Annotated in this window: 19 protein-coding genes; 2 read left to right on the top strand and 17 right to left on the bottom strand. The window is 49.3% G+C overall.

All coding sequences use genetic code 11. The annotated features are described in order from the left end of the window. Position 1: 1 nt before the first annotated feature. The 13 genes from LVQ79_RS01175 to LVQ79_RS01115 all read right to left on the bottom strand — a co-directional run bounded on the left by LVQ79_RS01175 (position 2) and on the right by LVQ79_RS01115 (position 12,102). Positions 2 to 601: a type VI secretion lipoprotein TssJ gene (locus LVQ79_RS01175; RefSeq protein ID WP_232863605.1), complete on the bottom strand. Its 600-nt coding sequence runs from the start codon at positions 599 to 601 to the stop codon at positions 2 to 4. After that, positions 598 to 1,659 carry a type VI secretion system protein TssA gene (gene tssA, locus LVQ79_RS01170; RefSeq protein WP_232863604.1) on the bottom strand — a complete coding sequence of 354 codons (1,062 nt, stop codon included), beginning with the start codon at positions 1,657 to 1,659 and terminating at the stop codon, positions 598 to 600. The genes LVQ79_RS01175 and tssA overlap by 4 nt, the downstream gene beginning before the upstream one ends. A 7-nt stretch (positions 1,660 to 1,666) precedes the next feature. Next, entirely contained in the window at positions 1,667 to 1,966 is a 300-nt protein-coding gene (locus LVQ79_RS01165) for a PAAR domain-containing protein (RefSeq protein ID WP_232863603.1), read from the bottom strand. A gap of 14 nt (positions 1,967 to 1,980) precedes the next feature. Further along, complete coding sequence (locus LVQ79_RS01160) at positions 1,981 to 3,903, bottom strand: type VI secretion system Vgr family protein (protein WP_232863602.1); 1,923 nt, start codon at positions 3,901 to 3,903, stop codon at positions 1,981 to 1,983. Beyond that, positions 3,891 to 4,844: a type VI secretion system baseplate subunit TssG gene (tssG, locus tag LVQ79_RS01155; RefSeq protein WP_232863601.1), complete on the bottom strand. Its 954-nt coding sequence runs from the start codon at positions 4,842 to 4,844 to the stop codon at positions 3,891 to 3,893. The genes LVQ79_RS01160 and tssG overlap by 13 nt, the downstream gene beginning before the upstream one ends. After that, on the bottom strand, positions 4,835 to 6,634 hold the full coding sequence (gene tssF, locus LVQ79_RS01150; protein ID WP_232863600.1) for a type VI secretion system baseplate subunit TssF: 1,800 nt from the start codon (positions 6,632 to 6,634) through the stop codon (positions 4,835 to 4,837). Before tssF ends, tssG begins: the two co-directional genes overlap by 10 nt. A gap of 8 nt (positions 6,635 to 6,642) precedes the next feature. Then, positions 6,643 to 7,026: a GPW/gp25 family protein gene (locus tag LVQ79_RS01145; protein ID WP_232863599.1), complete on the bottom strand. Its 384-nt coding sequence runs from the start codon at positions 7,024 to 7,026 to the stop codon at positions 6,643 to 6,645. Between the two features lie 84 nt (positions 7,027 to 7,110). Continuing rightward, positions 7,111 to 7,602, bottom strand: a complete 492-nt coding sequence (locus LVQ79_RS01140; RefSeq protein WP_232863598.1) for a type VI secretion system tube protein Hcp — start codon at positions 7,600 to 7,602, stop codon at positions 7,111 to 7,113. Positions 7,603 to 7,629: 27 nt separating this feature from the next. Then, positions 7,630 to 9,102 (bottom strand): type VI secretion system contractile sheath large subunit, encoded by a 1,473-nt coding sequence (tssC, locus tag LVQ79_RS01135; protein ID WP_370639820.1) that lies wholly within the window; start codon positions 9,100 to 9,102, stop codon positions 7,630 to 7,632. 5 nt (positions 9,103 to 9,107) lie between these two features. After that, on the bottom strand, positions 9,108 to 9,572 hold the full coding sequence (gene tssB, locus LVQ79_RS01130) for a type VI secretion system contractile sheath small subunit (RefSeq protein ID WP_232863596.1): 465 nt from the start codon (positions 9,570 to 9,572) through the stop codon (positions 9,108 to 9,110). Positions 9,573 to 9,920: 348 nt separating this feature from the next. Beyond that, positions 9,921 to 10,424, bottom strand: coding sequence for a hypothetical protein (locus LVQ79_RS01125; protein ID WP_232863595.1), 504 nt, complete (start codon positions 10,422 to 10,424; stop codon positions 9,921 to 9,923). Continuing rightward, entirely contained in the window at positions 10,425 to 11,279 is an 855-nt protein-coding gene (locus LVQ79_RS01120; RefSeq protein WP_232863594.1) for a winged helix-turn-helix domain-containing protein, read from the bottom strand. Positions 11,280 to 11,439: 160 nt separating this feature from the next. Next, positions 11,440 to 12,102, bottom strand: coding sequence for a LuxR C-terminal-related transcriptional regulator (locus LVQ79_RS01115; RefSeq protein WP_232863593.1), 663 nt, complete (start codon positions 12,100 to 12,102; stop codon positions 11,440 to 11,442). 424 nt (positions 12,103 to 12,526) lie between these two features. Here LVQ79_RS01115 and LVQ79_RS01110 point away from each other — a divergent pair, with 424 nt between their 5' ends. Together LVQ79_RS01110 and LVQ79_RS01105 are read left to right on the top strand one after the other, a co-directional pair. Next, on the top strand, positions 12,527 to 13,375 hold the full coding sequence (locus LVQ79_RS01110) for a transcriptional regulator (protein ID WP_232863592.1): 849 nt from the start codon (positions 12,527 to 12,529) through the stop codon (positions 13,373 to 13,375). Further along, a complete protein-coding gene (locus LVQ79_RS01105) occupies positions 13,372 to 13,866 on the top strand; it encodes a hypothetical protein (protein ID WP_232863591.1) in 495 nt (164 codons plus the stop codon). Before LVQ79_RS01110 ends, LVQ79_RS01105 begins: the two co-directional genes overlap by 4 nt. Positions 13,867 to 13,911: 45 nt before the next feature. Here the strand turns inward: LVQ79_RS01105 and LVQ79_RS01100 are convergent, their stop codons facing one another. From LVQ79_RS01100 to LVQ79_RS01085, 4 genes are all read right to left on the bottom strand, one after another. After that, complete coding sequence (locus LVQ79_RS01100) at positions 13,912 to 15,093, bottom strand: DUF1120 domain-containing protein (protein WP_232863590.1); 1,182 nt, start codon at positions 15,091 to 15,093, stop codon at positions 13,912 to 13,914. Positions 15,094 to 15,106: 13 nt separating this feature from the next. After that, positions 15,107 to 17,575, bottom strand: a complete 2,469-nt coding sequence (locus LVQ79_RS01095; RefSeq protein ID WP_232863589.1) for a fimbria/pilus outer membrane usher protein — start codon at positions 17,573 to 17,575, stop codon at positions 15,107 to 15,109. 26 nt (positions 17,576 to 17,601) lie between these two features. Continuing rightward, positions 17,602 to 18,312 carry a fimbria/pilus chaperone family protein gene (locus LVQ79_RS01090; RefSeq protein WP_370639819.1) on the bottom strand — a complete coding sequence of 237 codons (711 nt, stop codon included), beginning with the start codon at positions 18,310 to 18,312 and terminating at the stop codon, positions 17,602 to 17,604. A 484-nt stretch (positions 18,313 to 18,796) separates the two neighbouring features. After that, positions 18,797 to 19,474: a fimbrial protein gene (locus LVQ79_RS01085; protein ID WP_232863587.1), complete on the bottom strand. Its 678-nt coding sequence runs from the start codon at positions 19,472 to 19,474 to the stop codon at positions 18,797 to 18,799. Position 19,475: the final 1 nt, after the last annotated feature.

The raw sequence follows: 19,475 nt of genomic DNA, 5'->3' as shown, positions 1-19,475 counted from the left end.
CTTATTTTGCCTCCTGGCTTTCTGAGGCTGGCTTATACAGGTTATCTGCACCGCTGATACTTACGATTCGGCTTTTTCCCAAGGTCAATGACACCTGCAAAGGCGCCAGTTGGGCGTCCCACTCGCTGCTCCACCAGTTTTTTTTGTGAGCGGTCTCAGGCACGGCAAAACGGGTGATATGCCCTTCACCTGGGGACGGGTAATAGCCGGCCACCACCGCCACCTGGCGAACATTCTCCGCACGGTCAATGTGCAAAGTATGCTGCTGGCCTGGCATCAACATATAGCGATCAACTTTCAGAACCTTATCGTTTGCCGAAGCGCCGTTGAACAACGCGTGCAGTTCGGACTTATTCTTCAGGACATCTTCCAGTTGGCTTTTATTGCCTCCCTGAATCACCAAAACCTGAACGCTGTTCGACATCTCTTTCCAACTGTTCAAACCCGGCTCTGCGGTCAGCTGAATATTGACGGCTCCTTCTGCATAAGGCGCTGAGATGTTATCCAGCGCTAACTGGCGCTGGCCGCTATCGTGGCTACAACTGGCAATAAAAGGCATAAAGAACGCCAGCAATAAATACAAATGACTGTTTTTATTCATTTTGCGGGTCCATTTAACACAAAATTAATCTCGGCAAGGCTTCGCTCATCCCCCACCATTTCCTCAAGCCATTCAGCAAGTTGCATGTTGGCCCAGCGCGCCGCTCGTTCCATTAACATCGGTACCGGACTTGAAGGTTCGGTCTGGCGGAAATAGTGCGCAATGGTCAGCATCTGAGTGATAGCCAGATCGCGTGACATCACTTGCTGCGTTTGCGACGTTTGCGTTGATTTCCCCTCAGCTTGAGTCACGACATCGGGGTCGAGTACGTTCAGCATCATGATCTCGTCCTGCTGCGAGCTGCTACAGCATTGGTTAATACGAACAAAAAAGTCATTCAGGTCGGTTAACTGCTCGTCGGTCTGGCGTAATACACTCCCTTCGCTCTGGGGATTGTGCCAGGCATAATCTTTATCAAGCTGGCCGATAAGCTGCTGAGCTTTATCAATTTGCCAGGCCACCGTTGCCACGCGCGCGGCATCCAGCTTTCCCGCCCATAGCGTAAAGCTGCCCATGCTGTAATCTTCTGCTGGCTGATCCTGGTCGCCCTTTTTACCGTGATGCTCAAAGCTGAGCACCTTTTGCCACCACGCCAGCGAACTTTGCTCATCCCCGAGCATCGGCTTTAACGCCAGCTGCAGGCTGATATCCCGGTCCAGACGGTTGAGCATGCCGTAACGATAGCTCGAGCCGTCTTCATCCAACGCCGGCCAGCAATCGTTCCACCAGTTGCTGATAAAGTGATCGAGTAACTCCAGACCCGCGACCAGTCCCTCAGTCTGATAAAGCTGAGTCCATGCCTCCACCAGCCAGCAAGTGACTTGCAGATCTTTACTATGCTGAACCAGCACCTCTTCACTGAGCTTGGCCACCAGCATCCAGTCTGCTTTACGCGGGGTGGTAGACCATTCGTCCTGAGGCAAATAATCCGGGTCGCTTTCGCGTGCCTGACGGATTCGCTCAAAAATCGGTTCGTATTCGATGTTGCAGCCAGCCGGATTCGCGGTGGAAATCGGTTGTAGCAGTGCTTCGATGTTGAAATTTCTTACGGTTGTCATTTTCTATCTATCCAATTAAAACCTTCGGGAAACCAGCGACAATCTTCCCGCCATGGGCACAGAGGTCGCCTACGCGTGCGGCTGGTTTTCCGCCAATTTTCACTTTACTACTGCCCTTTTTGATGGAGTCTGGTGGCCCATTACACACCGCAACATCCCCTTCGGTAGCGGCAGTCATCCCCCCAATCTTCACTTTGGCAATGCCCGGTCCTTGAATCGGCCCACCCACATGGGGCACCGGCACGGTACCGGGGATCACCATCGGACAGACGTGCATATCGTTGACTCGCGCTGCGGGTTGTTTCATAACGTTTATCCCTGTTAACCCAATTCGATCTGGCTACCATCGATGGCCACTTTTCCGGAGCCTTTGATATTGACCTCTGCGGCTTTCATCGCCATAGGTCCCTTACTTTCGAAGGTAATTTCCGCGCCGTTGATCGTGATCCCATCAGTAGTGATAGCAATCTCGTTTTTACCGACCTTGAAAATGATTTTTTCTTTGGACTCGATAACGCAGGCTTTATCGGTGGTTAGTTGGCTCCCACCACCCTTCACGGTGGTGGTTTGATCGCCCTTCTTAAGCTCAATAGTTTGATTGCCTTTTTGCAGCGTCAGGCCGTAATTACCTTCATCCAGAATGATGCTGTAATTCCCCTTTTGCAGTGACTGCGCCTGATTACCGTCTTCAAGAACGAGGTCGCTATTGCCTTTTTTTAGCGTCAGATGGTCGTTACCTTCCGTAATTTCGCTGGTGCGATTCGCACCAATGGTGATTTGCGCTTCGTTGAGAACCGTCAACAACAGGTCTTTTTGCGACCCGACGATCAACTTTTCTTCGTCTTTTTTATCGTCAAACACCAGGCGGTGACCGTCCGTGACTTCGCCGTCCTGGGTGCTGCGGGAAACAAAGCCAGACTGTGTTTTTTCATCTGGCAGCGCGATCGGCTGCGGGTTCTCATCGCTGTAGACCGATCCGGTGACCACTGGATGATCGGGATGGCCTTGAATGAAACTCACCAATACTTCGCTACCAATACGCGGTAAAAATAGTGCGCCAAAGTTGCCACCCGCCCAGGGCTGTGACACACGTATCCAGCAGGAGCTGCTATCGTCCTGCTTGTTTTCCAAATCCCATGGGAACTGGATTTTGATACGACCAAACTCGTCGGTATGAATTTCTTCAGAATCAGGCCCTACGACGGTTGCCGTCAGCATGCCGGCAATGCTCGGCACAGGTGTTACACACTCCGGACGGAAAGGTTGACTCTGCGGCCAACACTCCACCGAGCAGCTATAGCTGTCCGTCGTAAGCAGGTTATTGCTGGCAGTAAATGACAGTTTATTAATGGCGTATCGTGCGCTGGCCGTCGGGTGGTCAGTCAATTCAAAGCTTTCACCCGCGCTTAAAAAGAAGGCATTCATCTCACCACTAAAGCGCTGGCTACCCAGTTCGTTGCACTGAAGACGCAGTTCGCTGTATTGCCCCTGGCGTTCGCTGTTCTTCTCGCCATTGGCATCCAGATGATGTAGCTGTGCCACGCTGGCATGACCAAAATCATTGAGGTCTGCCGCATTACTGGCGATAAGTTGACTCTTCACCGCCCAGCCCAACACGCCGACATGCTCCTGTGTGCCGCTAAGCGGGTGAAAAGGCAGGGACGGGACTTTCGCGTCATTCCAGGCTTTATCGTGGTCGGCTAATACCAGTTCATGCTTGTCTTCGCCGTGAGTGAAGAAGTAGCCGATCCCCGCGTTTTCCAACAGTCGAGAGATAAAATCGAAATCAGTTTCACGATACTGAATGAAGTACTCCTGCTCGGCGTATTCAGCGCTCAGGCTCAGTTTTACGTCATTGATGTCATGTTCTTTCAACAGCGCCACGACTAAATCCGGCACCGTGGTGCGCTGAAATACCCGTAGGTTTTTACGCAGCCGCGTCAGCACCAAACGAGGTTCAATCACCGCATGGAAATATCCCAGCCCATTACGGTCGTATAAGTGCTGTAATTGCGTGACCACGCCTTGTACAAAGCGCTGTTGCTCAGCGTCACCTATCCGGCAGGCCACTTCTTCACCTAAGCGAGTATTCGCATCAACCCCTTCAGCCGTTGTGAATTGGGCATTCCAGTAATAAGGCGATGAAATAGCCTCTTCACCTTTAAGGGATAACAACACCCACTCTTTCGCGCAGTCACCTACCCACCCGATAAAGCGGCTATCCTGTTTCATTAATACTGACATTCAGTTAACTCCTTTGGTAAACGCAACACCCGCACCGGCTGCGACAGATCGTCACCCAAACGGGCATCTCGACCCAATTGACTTCCTGTCAACGTATTCAACGGCGAAGTCGTATTCTCAATCTGCAACTCAATAGTGAATTCAAGCCCCAATCCGAGGTAATCACGCAGCAAGCGAGACAGGCGGATAAATCCTTTTTCACCAGGGAAAAAGCTCAGTGCCTGGCACTGGCTAATCGGCCCTATCGTCACCAGGAATGCGCTCTGATGCTCCCAGCGCAGCCGACCCAACATGGGGGAATTTCCCAGTTGCTGCTCGTTGTTTCCCAGTTGGCAACACCAACGCTCATCGGTAGGTAGCCAGTGGCGGCTAAAGGGTGTGATGCTGGTCGTCACTGCAAGCGCATGCCCTAACAGAGTTTCCAGATTGACCATCGAGCGCACTGCCGGGGCGAGTAATGACGCGTAGCGACCATCGGCAAGTTCAGAAGGCTCATTAAGCACACCGCTCAGCGCCCGTGTTGCCTGCGACAAAGGCATCTCTTCACGCAGCTCAGCTCGTGCGTAGTAATGGTATTTTTCCCATGCTAAATAACGCAGACACTGCATGCGATGGGTGAAAATATCGAAAAAGGCTTTTCCCGCACGGTCGCCATAGCGGTAGTAGCGTTCAACCAGCCATTCGGTATACACCGTGGGTAACGCGCCCAGCGCCCCGGTTAAGCCCTGCGACCAGACTTCTAGCTGCCAGCGGCCATCGGCGGTTCGGGATATCTCCCCCACCTCACCTTTTGGTGCATCCAGCGACATAGGCGAGACAAAACGGATGGCATCATCCAAGAGTTGCTCCTTGTCACCTTCTTGCTGACGGGACACCGCCTGTAACAGCAGACGAACCTGTTGATAAAAGCTCAGGCGATTACCACGGCGGCTTAAATCCATGACAACCTCCCGGCTCGAATAGGCCATATCCGGCAAGACTCAGGGTCACCACCTATCTGCGTCACCAACCGCGAAAAACTATTTACCGGCGCATAGAGTCCGAGGAGACGATCGAGGAAACGGCAGAGTAAAAAATATTCGCTTTCGTACTGTGCTTCTGCCGTAAACGTCAGGTTAATTTCCACGCCACGGGCTAACGAATGCGGATCGCCTGCCACTAAACGGGTATTGACTGGCTTCACGTTCAGCGATGCGATCATCGTCACCAGCCGGTTTATCGCGCTGTTGTTAGTAAAGTTGTACAACGCGAGCGTTTCTTTGAGTACCTGACAACCCTGAGGGCCGCTGAGCAGGACGTGATTAAGTGTTAGCTGCGAGATAAGTCGCCAGCGCGACGGCGTGTTTCCCGGCGGAGACTGGGGTTCGCTGGGGCGAGTCAATGCGTTAATCGTTACACCAGCAAGGGGTAAATCAGCCTCAAAATCGCCCTGCGGATTGCCGTTTGCCATGCGAGTAGGAATGCTGCCGTTGTGACAGGTCACTTCCAGCAAGGCCACGTCACCTTCCGGTTGCAGGTTATCGCCCTGGCGGTCGGCAAAGGCGAGCACACACTGCTTGCGTGGCTTTCCGTTGACGATGGCATCGCGCTGCAACTGTTGCCAGAGCAAGCCGTTTTGCGCATCAATTCCCGCTTCATCCAGGCCCAGTAACGAATAGACATGCAGTGACTCGGTTTGATTATCCCGGGTACGCTGGAGCTTGACCTGATTAATAGACCAGACTTCTACCCCCTGCTGCCCGCGTACATCGGCAATAACCGGATACTCAGCAATCTCAGGGCTCAGATTGAGGGGCTCGGCACGCTGGGTGTACAAATTAATGGCCGGCGTACAGTTCAGGCGGAAACAACTGGTGTTGATCATTGCCGCCTGACTGTCGAGCTGACGGGCAAGTGCACAACGGTTAAACACGATTTTGTAGCTAAACTGGCTCCCTGCGGCGGCGGAAAAATTCTCCGGCAATGGCAAGTCGATAAAGTGAAACTTCTGCGGGAACAATAAATAGTCGTGCATCAGACTGTGCGTCGCCGCGACGCGTGCATCACGGTTATATAACGCTTCACCTGCAGCAAAACCCACCTCGCCAATCATTCTCACGGGTAAGTCGCTCTGTTGCTGATCCTGAATCACAGCCAGTTGGTTCACTTCCGAGCTTATAAGCGCATAAAGCATGTTTACCAGGTTAGCGCTGCCATGCAGATGCAAACGTAGCCGGCTGTCTTCGACCTTTGCTCCCGGCCAAACGGAGAAATGTAACTGCAGACACCAGTACATCTGATTGCTGTCCAGCGCCAGGTCCACGTTATCCAGAGACGCCGGCCAAAGGCTAAGCGGATAAAGGGTTTCAAAGCGACAGGGCTGACCATCAATCGGTTTTGAAACGATACCCAAACCCGCAGCCAGCTCTTTTTTGGCCGTCATTCCGCTGGCTTTACGCTGGGGCATGAACTGTACAATGCAGGCTGATGGGAAGGTGCGTAACAACTGTGGTGCCAGAGTTTGCATTAAACCGCTGGTGACCTGATGCATATCGTCATCCAGGCGCTGGTGAATCTGCGCTGTTAATAACGCGAAGGATTCAATTAAGCGTTCAACATGCGGATCTTCAGAACGACCTTCAGAAAAACCTAAACGACGAGCAATCTTAGGGAACAGGTGTGCGAAAGCCTTACCGTGCTGATGCAGAGTGCTTAATTCTTTCTGATAATAGGAAAGCAATTTTTTCATCATAACAATGGCTACGCTTGCTCGTTTAAATAAAAAGTACTCATCGCATCGTCCCAGATTAATGTGCAACTGAGCGATTGATCATTCCATTGCGCCTGAATAATAAATTCAACACGCGGCAAATTAGGTTGATGGATATTCACAGAGACATCTATTAATCTGGGTTCGAAACGCGCCAATAAGTTTTCAATACGTAGCCGCATAATCTCTCCACGAGCAATTGAACTCTCCTGTGAATAAAACCCTTCATCTAACCCATAATTAATTACCGTACTATTTACTGCGTTATTTTCTTCCAGTGAACGGATGCGCGGACGTGAATCAAAAAGCATCCGGAGTTCATCAAAGATCCAGTGACTTTTTGTTTCCCATTCGTCTTCAATACTGTCTGGCATATCGTCTGCCAAACGCTGCAGTAAGGAATTATTCATATTTATTGGTGAAACTGGCGCAGCACGCTACGCCAGTTTCAAACTTAATTACATTTTAGTATTTTCGATGTTACTCCAGGACATTTCGCCCTCTTTATTTGTTTTTGGATCGACTGGTACGGCAACTTTGAAGAGCATCGTGTCATATGCCATAACATAATCCTCTTGCGGCACCCCACCACTATTTCTGGCTTCTAATGAATGAGCTATAAACAAACATTTCCCAAATGTATATTTCATAAGCTCTTTATCGTCGCTGCCAAGTTTTGTCATTTGTTTGACAATAACTTCTTCGATCTCTGTCGCTTCTGCAATTTTGTTCAGAAGTTTTGGTGAACGCTCATCCAGAGACTTCTTAAATGACAGATTTTCAAAATGTGGCGAACCGTCATTAGTGACTTTGCCACTGCTGCCATCAATTCTTGCAGAACTGAAAGCGTGCATAGACATGTTTTCCAGTGGGATCCACTCTTTAATATCGTCGGGAGGCGTGTCACCCGTAAAACCTTTGATATGCATGAAAAGGGTATTAGTAGACATAATTTAACTCCATGTTAAACAGTTTATTTAAGCACCAGTTGATGCTGGAAGTTCTGCGACCAGGCGCAGAGAAAGTGTCAATCCTTCAAGTTGGAAATGCGGTTTCAAATAGGCAATGGCGCGGTATTGACCTGGGGCACCGGGCACTTCATAAACGTCTACCCGAGCTTCGCGTAGAGGCTTTTTAGCTTTAGTTGCCGGCCCCACGTCGTCAGAAGCGGTCACATACTGGCTAATCCACTTTTGCAGATAGCGCTGGCATTCGTCTTTGGACATAAAGCTACCGACCTTGTCGCGGACGATGGCCTTCAGATAATGAGCAAAGCGCGAGGTGGTCATGATGTACTGCAGTTGGCTTGACAGACGCGCATTAGCATTAGCCAGGTCCGAATCATATTTGCGCGGCTTGTTTACCGACTGCACGGCAAAGAAAGCGGCGTAATCTGTCCCTTTGCAGTAAACCAGCGGGATAAAACCGAGGTCAGCCAGCTCTTTTTCGCGACGGTCTGAAATGGCGACTTCCGTCGGGCACTGCAGCACATTTTCACCACTGCTGGCGGTATAGCTGTGTGCTGGCAGAGATTTCACCAGGCCACCCCCTTCAACGCCGCGGATTGCCGCACACCAACCGTATTGTTCGAATGCTTCAACCATGCGGCCAGCCAGCTCATAAGCTGCGTTCACCCACAGGTAGCTTTCGTTAACATCCTGCTCGTTATGGCTTTCTTCAAAGTTGAAGCTTTCTACAGAAATCGTTTTTGCGCCGTATGGCAGACGGCCAATCACGCGTGGCAAGGTCAGACCCACATAGCGAGCATCATCGGTCAGGCGGAATGACTTCCAACGCGCATAGTCGGAGGTATCGAACAGCTTGCCCAAATCACGAGGACGCGGCATTTCGCCGAAGCTGTTCATGGCAAACATGCCAGGATTTGCCGCACTCAGGAAAGGCGCATGGGCCGCGGCTGCAACATGTGAGATCTGCTCCAGCAACATGATGTCTTCAGCGGTATTATCGAACTCAAAATCGCCGACAAACGCGGAATATGGCAGGCCGCCAAAGGTGCCGTATTCACTTTCATAAATCGCTTTAAACATCACTGACTGATCAAAGTCAGAGGCGGATTTAAAGTCTTTGAGTAACTCTTTTTTGGTGCAGTTGAACATGCGCACATGCGTATTTTCTGTCACGCTGCTCTGGACCAGTTTGTGCAGGCCACGCCAGGAAGATTCCATTTTCTGGAATTCTGCTGCGTGCATGATGTTGCTCACCTGCTCAGAAAGCAGTTCGTCAATTGCCGCAATGCGCTGTTCAATGCTGCCAACCAAATCGTGCGAAACGACTACCGCACCGGTCGCGACTTGTGCCAGAAAGCTATCAAGCTGACTTTTAACTTTCGGGCGGTCAGTTTCTTTACGAATCGCCTGGGTGTTGTTGATAATCTCATCCAGATAATCAAGCTCAGCCCCTGATTGCTCAACAACTGGATTCACGGTCATATCACTCATTCCGTTTCTCCTGAGTTATTTTGCTGATTCAGCATTTCAATCAACTGTTCTTTTAGGCGGTCATTACTGGCTGTACGATTGCGTAAATCACTCAACTGTTCACGCAATTCGAGTAATTTACGTAACGGTTCAACCTGCGCGACAATATTGTCCGGAGTAAAGTCATCCAGTGAATTAAACTTAAGTTCCACGGCCAGCTTCCCTTCATTTTCTGGCAATGCACTGTCAACCAACAATTCAACTTTCGGCGCCATCCCTTCCATCACTTCATTAAAATTGTCTTTATCAATTTTAATGAAGTTGCGATCGCGAAACTCTGTATCATCTTTGGTGAATTCACCCATGACACCAATAACCAGCGGCAGTTCTTTACTTTCCTGCGCGCCTCCAGTTTCTACGTCATAACTTATTTGCACACGAGGTGGGCGTGCCTTCGATAATTTACTCTGCGTATTACTCATTAATCTTCACCAATGCTGATATAAGGCTGTGGATTATCCGTTCTCGCCTGATTAAGTACTTTCTAAAGAGACGAAGCTGTCAACCTACGGTGGATGACAACAGCCACAAACTTATGCCTGCCTCCCCCTCTCATTGGAAAGTGGGTGAAATTTACCGGTCATCTAGGAAGTTTCCCACTGAGAAAACCTGAATTAATCTCATGGAAGGGTAATCTGATTTAAAACCAACGAAATCAGTAGATTGAGGTGATATTTGAAATAAAAATACCGCCTGATTACTGGGAGATATGGCGGTTATCAAACCAGTAAGCTAAGCGGTAAGATTTATTCAGGAAAGTGTTTTACCGTTCAGCCAACATTCGTCTGGCTGTGGCAATATAAACGCGGCATGCCGGCAACGCTGACAATGACATCGTCATTCGCCAAACGACTGAGCTGATAATAATCACGATATTGTACTTTATAGGTGGGGAACAGATAAGCCTCTGCCAACGAATGAGGTAAATTATCGCCAAATGCAGGATGCACTTCGTGGGTTATAGAATGCAGATAGTTTTGATTCATATACCACGTAAACTCAGCCCGACGATTAATGCGCCAGATGGCTTCAGTGCTACCATCTTCCTGCAGCTGCACTAAATTCCCGCTGATGAAACTAATTGCAGAACGATCGGCATAGTAATGGGTTTTAATCGCACCCTGTAATCTTACCGATTGCTGTTTTTCAATACGAATATTAAAGGGAACCTGGCAATAGAGATCCAACTCTGACTTGGGTGATAATGCAAAAAGCGCCAACCAGGGCGCTATGTTTAGTGTGATAAACAGACTGACTACAGCTTTCTTTTTCATTTAAAGACTCGTTTTATCCACCATAACTGAGGTGATACATCCATTATCTCGTTCAGTAATTTCACGCTTACATAAAAAATAGCTGCTAAGCGTTTTATCAGACGTATTATTGATATAAATATATGAAGCGAGTGTTCCATCTGGTAGCCCAATGTTATCTGGAAGACGAGCAACGGCGCGTTCTGTTAGATAAGTCATGGAGGGTTTATTATTTTGGACATAAACCGCGGCATTATTGAATTCTTGTGAAAAATGCCAGCGCTGTGCCAGCATTGGCAATGAGGCTGGTAATCGTTGATAAAGATAAAAACCACATAGCAATACCAGGTTTAGTAAAACTAAAGCCAAACCGATTTTAAGTGGTTGGCTCAGCCATCTCTTATGCAGTTTTTTTGTGGGGGCCGTTTTCTCGGAAAGAATATCAGGACTGGAGGGAGTCTCATTCTCTACTATCATCGGCAAGTCATCAGCTCTTAGAATAATCTCTGCTGATAGACTTTCTGCCTGCTCCGTAATACTCAAACGTTCAACGGTGAGTTCTGACGATAATTTATAACCAATGCGCGGAACCGTGATGATTAAGCCACCATCAAGTTGAAAGTGCTCAAAAGCTTTGCGCAGCTGAGAAATAACTTGCCACATGCTACCTTCCGCCACGACGGTACCAAATTTCCCCCAACCATTATGCAGCAAGTCCTTCTTATAAATAACCTCGCCTTGGTTCGCGATAAACAACCCCAAACAACGACTGGTTGTTGCACCTAAAATAATGACATCACTTTCAGACTCGCAGTGGCTCAAGGTATATTTTTCTTCATCAAATATGATGGTGCCGTTTAAGCTAACTTTCGCCATACCCTATCCCGTTCTACAGCGCCCAATATGAATTTGTCATTACATACTATATTAGTGACTGCAATCACAAAATGACACTCACTCTTCCTGAAATAAACTTTTAAAGAAAACACAAACAAATATAAAACAACCAATTAGGTAGTAAGCTTAAGTAAGATACTTATGCATTCTCTTTTGAGGAACGATCGTGAGACCATCGATGATTGCTCATCTCTTTTCGCTGGTGATACCCAAAACGCCCCAACAGATTGCTGAATAGCTCTGTTTTATAGACTTCAAGTTTTTTTAGCCCAAGAGATTTTTGCGAATATATGGTCTTGACGCTACGCTGCGAGCTCTCAGCAATTTCCCTGATCGTCTTGCCCTGGGCTAACGCCAATAGAACCATTTTTTCCTGAGGTGACAGAGGGAAATAGAGTCCCGATGACCTACGCGAACGTGTGTGAATTTCAGATTTACCATCTAAAAGTTTAAAGAGTTCAGAGGCTCTCATTTCTTTAGAATAACAGCTTAGTTTCTCGGCTTTATTAATACCGGGGTTAGATGACAATAGCGCCACCGACGCGTTCGGGAAAAGACTGCAGATCCATTTGATAGCAAAATCGCTGTAGTTTTCAGAAATATATTGAGTATCAGCATCAAAACAAATCATGCCATTAAAATGTGAACAAAGGGCTTCATGTATGAATGCCAATTCACTTAGCCTAAAATGGAGGATTTCCCTGTTTCTACTATCGTATTTATTCAATTGCGAGATAAACGCGATGTCATCCGAGATAACTATTAACGGATGTCGCATGTTCGAATTTAAAGTGCCCATCATCTATCATCCCTCTTAACATAAAGTGACTAACTCTCCTTCCCGGGCGTTGAACTTGTTGCAGTGGTATTGCGCGAATTTAAACATTCATACCATCGTTTTTATTTGGCTTTATGGTAGACACAAGCCCTGGGCAAACACACTCACTTTTCCTCAAATAACCTTTGTGATACGACGTGAGGCTCTTTTTCAGCCCAGCAAAAGTTTACTAAGCAGTTTAAATAAGGTTTTTTTGTGATAAGCGGGATGGTCTATGCTCATTAGAAAGATGAGATGCTCCTCAAGCTCTTCATTTCGCACGGTAAAAGGGCTAGTATGAGTAAGGGATTGTTAAATATTTGTTTTAATTTTGAGGTTCACCAGGTTGACACAATACCGTCTAAATCAAAGCTTAATTTTTGATGATGAGATCTTTCAGTTATCGTCTTTGAGCGCACCGCAGGTAAAGATCAAGCTCAGCGCCACCGCCTCGCGCTGTCTGACGCTTTTTATTGAGCGTCAGGGCGAAACGATTGATAAAGAAACCTTAATGCACGAATGCTGGGGCAAATTTGGCACATTAGTTACCGAAGGCAGCATGTGGAAGAATATCTCCCAGTTACGCCAGGCGTTTCAGAAGCTGAATGTTCCTTATGAGGTGATTGTTACCGTTCCCCGACTTGGCTATACCTTCAGCTCGCAAATCCAGGTTGAAAAGGCTGGCGTTGCGCAACCACTGCAATCCGAAGAATCTGCCATTGTTGAGATAGAACCGGTGACAGACGCGAGTTCTGTGAATAATGAGATAGAGATAGTCACAGACTCAGGGGGGGAAGCTGAAACCGTTGAACAGATAACTCCCCAGCCACCTCAAGCCCTTATTACCGATCGCGAACCGTCGGTGAGCGCTCGAGCCAAAATTCTTCCTGCGCTTTTAACCGCTTTAGTGGTGTTAAATATGGCAGCGGCAGGCGGTTTTTATTTCTATAAAAATCACAATCAGCAGTTACACGATTTTGATGTGCGTGAGCAATATCGCCCGACCGCTTCGCTGGGTGAAACTCAGGTTTATTTACAAGCGCCACTCAATGAGCAGTCTGTCTATGCGAAAGAAGCTGTTAATCGTTTTAATCACGACAAACCGCAAACCCTGGCTGGCAAATCCGTCAATTATCTCTACATCAATAAGGTCAGCAGCCGCAATTTGAGCAGCTATTTCCTTTGTGATGCTCCGATAACTGAAAAAGACAACGGCTGTAGCGCTTATTTTAGTCTGCGAAATGGGGCGGAAAAATGAAAAAAGTCCTGCTGAGTATACTGGTGCTAGTGTTGTTAGTTGCCCCCTGGCTTGTTGTCCGCCATTTTGATGCCCACAGTAGCCTCGCTTTCTATTGCCAGGTGCCTTATGCGATTAACTCGCAGAAAGACGACAATATGCTGCTTAAAGGTTCGATCAAAACCCACTATTACGCTAATGGCAGCGGGATTGGTATTCTTAGCGGCACGATGCAGTATCAGGCTCGGGAAGGTGATAAACCGGCTCTCTACACTATTCACCGTAATACTCGTTTTAACTGGAAAGTGAGCCATTCTTATATCACTACCCACACCGATAGCATGCACCCGGCCTTTGGCGAGAATATTCCTGCGACACTGGCTGAAGAGTTTATTTTCCCAAGTTTTAAAACGAAATTTAACGATTATTACCAGATTGAGAAAATAGCTAATGGCGACAGTATTGTGAGTGTGGCAAATATGCCACGGCTTTATTGTCATTCCGGGGCATAAAATCATGCTCCGGAGGGCTAACCCTAATGACTGTCAAAAACAGCGTTAAATATAGAAAACTTCAAGGGTCGCTGAGCCTTTAATCTCTATTTCATCGGTGACCTTCAGGCTGCCAGTCGGGGCAATTTCTACATCAACTGTTAGCGTCGTGTTGAGTTGCTCCAGTGGTGCAGGCCCAGCATTGCTGGCCACCGCTGGGGTAAAGCCAGACAACGAATCGGTGCTCAATTGCTGGCTTCCAGTAGCAGATTCACTCCAGGTACTGGCCGACAACGGAGCCTGAGTCAAATACAAACTGGAATGGCTGTCCGCATGACTGGTGGTGCTGTTGATACTGAGCGTATAAGAGCCAATCGGGTTAGCGCTGTTGTCCAGACCCAATCCAAATTGTTCAGTGCCGCTGCGCGTCGCAGTGCCCTGTTGATTATCAATGGTTTTTATCGCAAAACTGACCGGTGCTTCGCAGGCGACATTAAGTTCAATACTGCGAGGTTGCAACTGGCTAGCCTGGTTCAGACTGAGATCACTTTGCGAGATCTTACCCAATTTCACTGTCCCCCCCTGGCTGAGAGTTGGAACGCAGGAAACAGGTTGAATACTGGCTTTCAGACTGAGCGTTCGACTTTCCCCTCCGGGTACGATTTCCAGTCGGCCACTGCTTTGCCAGTTTGTTGCCGAGCGCAGACGGAGCTGTGACTCAGACATACTGGCAGCCACATCCAGCGTTGCACGCAAACTGGTCCCTTTCACCGGTGAACCATTGTGTACTGCCGTGATCCCCTGCTCGCCTTCCCATGTCAGAGAGGGTTCACTGTGGGATGGCATCTGACCCGATGCAGAGACGCGCCCTAAGTTTACGGGCTGACCATCCACCGTGGCATCGCGTAACTTAAGCTGGTAGTTCCCCGCAGAACCAAACGTGTATCCCGGCTGATTGATACTGGCAACTGCGCGATAAAACAGCGTCATCTCCGTTGGGTTAGCACAGTTTACCGTCAGATTCAGGCTGCGCTGCCCTATCGATACCTTCTGCTGCGCCCGAGTTAACAAGCTGCGTTTGAGCTGGCCAAAATCAATGTCGCTGTTACTGACTGTCATAGAACACTCTGCTGTCTGTGCGGCAGCGACGTTTACGGGGGCAACAGCAATCCAACAAAACGCCCCCAGAATGCTGGAACCGAGCACACGTTGGGTGAATCGATTAGCTAAACTAACGAATTTATTCATCATATTACCTGCATTAGTTTGCCCGACAGACGGCCGGAACAGTTTCATAATAGTTAAGCTCATCTGCCTGTTTCGGCAGTGTAATGTCCACGCGACAACGCTGTATGCCGGCTCCAGTGACCCACAACGTTTTAAGTTCTGTGGCATTTTCAAGGAACATTTCACCCGCTCGTTCTACCATGCCTACCGGTTGGTTATTCTGATCGGTAATTAACGCTCCGGTTGGAAGCGGCTGCCCGGTGGCTGTGGTTATTTGCATCAACACACGACGGGTCGTCGTCGCATGAAAATCAACACGCTGTACCGATCCTCGTCCCGGCCGGACTTCTGCAAAACCTTGCTGAATATCGACATTTCGAGGCAGGCTATTATTCGCGACGTCTACTGTATTGCGACCGAAGCCATTGAGCTGGGAAAGTACCGCATTGCCTTTGCTGTCAGTCCATACCGGGCCGCTTGGGGTGTTGAGCTTCACGCCAGAAACATCACCGACATTGACCAATCCAAAGGTCTCTTTCACCGTATAAGGTGACGCGGTTACGCCATTAGCATGTGCAACTACTCCACCACGCATCCCGCCACTAAAGCTATTTAGTTTCTTGCCATCGCCGCTGTAATCAAGGTCAACCGACATATAGCGGGGAATAAATGAGGTCCCGGCGCTGAGTGAAGTGGTGTTATCACGCGAGTCTTGCTCACCACCTACCCTATAACTGAAAGCATCATTCACGGAGTCGCTGGCGTTGATGCCGTAACGGCGGGAACCGCCGCTTTCACGCATAGTGGTAGTGATTCGCGGTCGGTCGCCAAATGGGATATTCAGGCTGACATAATAGCTGTTACTGTTCTTTGACATCCCCTCAACCCATGAAGAGCTGCCCAAATCACGTTCAGCAGACAAGTTGAGTGACACATAGCGAAAACTGATCCCCCAGTTTGCCGTCGCGCGTCGCGTCATGCTGCCATCTGAGTATGTCGCCTGGGAAAAACCGGTGGAGAAACTGCCGAGCCATGGATGACTCCAGCCCAAACGAGTATCCAACTGCTGACGCTGATGCAAGCGCGTATCGTCATCAGATGGCGAATAACTCACGTCAATCAATTCACGAAATCCAGGGCTTTGCAGACTGGCCGCAGCTTCCACATTCCAGTTTGCACCGAGGTTTTGCGTCAGCGACAGGCGCGTTAACCCGCCCTGTTTACCTTCACGATTGGCCCGCGAACCGACCATATCCCACTGGGCCAAAGCGCCTTCCCACGGGCTGTGTCCTATGCCGCTCCCCACTGAGGCATAGTGGGTTGCCAGCATTACGCCATTGGATATTGAGGTATCCGGCCCCAGCGCACCGCTCCAGCCAGCGCTTGCCACCAAAGGTTTTTCCGTCGTGCCGGAAAGGTTACGCACCTGACCTATTGCGTAGGCATAACCACTCTCCGGCGAAGCGATACCCGCTACCGCCGCAGAAACCGTAAAGCTGTGCTCGCTACCATCAGCCTCAATCACCTTCACATTGAGATCAAAGCGCTGGCTGATGCGCGGAACATCGGTCAACACGAACGGGCCACCTGGAACCACAGTGGTATAAATCAGCGATCCCATCTGCGACACTTCAACTCTGGCCGTCCCTTGGGCGATACCTTCCACTCTACCTGGCATGTTCTGCTGTGAAAGAGCTTGCTCATTCATCCACTGAAAACCTGTGATTTGCGCCCCGCTGAGCACCGGGTTCACCAATCTGATTTGGCCGGTCTGCAAGACGGCTCCCTGCTCGGCGAAACTACGCTGAGCATAGGCTTCCATATGCTGAAACTGATTATTCCCATTACTACTACTGTAAATCTGGCGGCTTCGCACAATCCAGTCCGCGGCATTGAAACCCAACTCTGTGGTCGCGGAATAACTGTTGCTCGAGCCTCCGGCATACTGGCTATTCACTCCCAGAAGCTCATAGTTGAGCAAAGCCGCCGTGCCACCGGTGGTATATCCGCTCACATCTTGCGCGCTGTTCAGTGCTTGTGTTGGCACCACCAGATCAACTTCATTCTCACCAGTACGCAATTCCACCAGCGTCAACGGATAAGCCTCAAGAAATGCCTGACAGGCGGAGCTTGCCACAGCGCTTTGCGCCGCATCCGGGTCGCGATTTAACGGATCTTTTAATCCCGCAGCAGCCAGCAGCGCCGGATCAAAGCAAAGCTGCCCTTCCTGATTGAAGCTGGCGTTCAGTTTTCCCTTGTCAGTGCCGTTAACGATTATCCGCACGTTATGTTTACCGGGGGTAAATCGCGGGCTACCACTAAAGTAGTCGGCGAGTTGCGGATCAATACCACGCTGTTTGAGGATTTCTGCCGAAAACTCCTCCTCTTCGCGGCTGAGCTTTTCGCTCTCATTAGCCAGCGCAACGGGTAGAACGATGCTTGCAGGGATCAGCATCCCCGCCGTGAGCAGTTGCCAGGTATTAGGTGTCAAAAATGCAGTCATAGCGGAGAGTTCTGTTCCTGAAAGAATTAACGAGTAATGTTTTTGCCGTTCAGCGGCGCGTCATAGTGTTTGACGGCAAAACCATAAACGGTGGCAGGAACAAAGCGCACCGCACTTGCAGAAGCCGCAGCACCGGTGACAGAAACATCAAGCTTTTCACCCGGCAGAACATAGCTTTTGGTCATCTGCGCCCGCGTTTGGGATGGCATCAATGTCACATCAGGAGACAGACGCACGACATAAGCCGTTGGGTTACTGACGGTCAACTTGCCGTTAGCCAGCGACCATTGCAGACCTGTCCACGGGGAATCATTGCGCGCCAGCCCCTTTGGATGAATGATGACCGGCAAATTTTGGCGTACGCCAACCCCAACTCGCGACTCCCCGGCTTCATTCTCACGTTTCTGAGATGCGATGCCTTCGAAGCTGGCTCGTTTCATGCGCTGGGTTTTTAACGGCGCATTACCGGTACGCAGAATAAAACGCACCTGCTGGGTTTTACCCGCTTCAACGCGGGCCACCGATGGGGTTACCAGCAGCAACGGCTCTTTGTCTTCCGGAATATCTAATACTTTGACATGCAACAACGAAGCAACGGCGTCGCTGTTGGTCACCTTCATGGTGGCTTCGCCATCGGCTTCATTGACGATAACCACGGAGGTTTCAGGGATCATTCCATCGGCCAGCACAGGTTTCGCAGCGGTCAGCACCAGCGCACCCAGCAGCGTCATAGTCATTACGGTCGTTGTATTCTTTTGCGTGAATTTCATAATCTGAACTCTTTCATAAATGTGAGTGAGGCTTCAGGCGTAGGCCGTTCCCTGCTCCGCCAAAGCAATGTGTGGTTAAGCACCACATTGGTATTAACGAGTCAGTTTGCTGAACAATTCTTGTACTGCCTCCTGACGTGACTGAATCCTACGCAGCAGGCGCAGTAAGGAACACGGAATAAACCTGAAAAGGTCTTACCGGAATATATTTATTTTAAATCAATAGATTATGTTTTGTTTCAGCATAATCCTGACCGAGCCTTCCCGTTGAATACTCCAGAGGTATCCAGACTGTCCCAAAGATGAATACACAAGCACACAGTGCGGGGGGAGAGATTGTTGCTGCCCGCATCCGTTAGTCGGGAACGGGCAATAAATCGAGACTTTTGTGCTCAGGAAAGTGGGATTGATTTATTGCTCATTAATACGCGAAAAGGATTTCTGCCGGGCATTAAAAATAATTCACCACCACGGTTGCCGCACCTTCCAGTTGAATGGCTCCGGCGGTATCTAAATCATCCCGTGGGTTAATGCTCATTCTTAAATGCCGGGGAATCTGCATCCTTTTAACTGCTGGGTGACCGAGGTAATGTCTATCTTCCGCGCCATTTCCATCCGATGCCAACTCAATAAAAGAGGTTGCCGGACAACTGAGAGGGAACACCCTACCTCTGAAGATACGGACAAATTTATCCAATCCCATCAGGTTGCCGTCACCGACATCAACCTTGGTCTGCTCAGCATCTGGCAAAACAGGATCGCATCCGCCGTCAGGCAAAGCCTCGTTAGTTGAAGGCTTCCACCACGCCAGTGAACCGGTGGCCGTTCCACCGGCATGGGGTTTTAGCTGCCCACCGTTGTCAAACGGAAAAGCGACCCAAAGTCCGGTTGGCGCCGGGCATTCAATCGAGATCGTTTTTGAGAGATCCCGATGGGTAGGCGCATCGCTGTTGAGTTCATCCGCCATCATGGTGCCGAAGCGGTAGTCTTTGCCACCGGCAATCACCACCGTACAGGGGGCCGGAGCAACAGACCCCATCACGGTAAGATCGGCTTGGCTCGCTGCGAACACGGGTTGCGACAGGTTCAAGATAATGGCTAGTACGGTAAGTTTTGTTGGCATTTTCATA

It is taken from the genome of Buttiauxella cochleicola (assembly GCF_021282405.1).
In the GTDB taxonomy this organism is placed as follows: Bacteria; Pseudomonadota; Gammaproteobacteria; order Enterobacterales; family Enterobacteriaceae; genus Buttiauxella; species Buttiauxella massiliensis.
The sequence above is the reverse complement of the archived record's forward strand: the minus strand, read 5'-3'. Positions and strand labels throughout refer to the sequence as shown.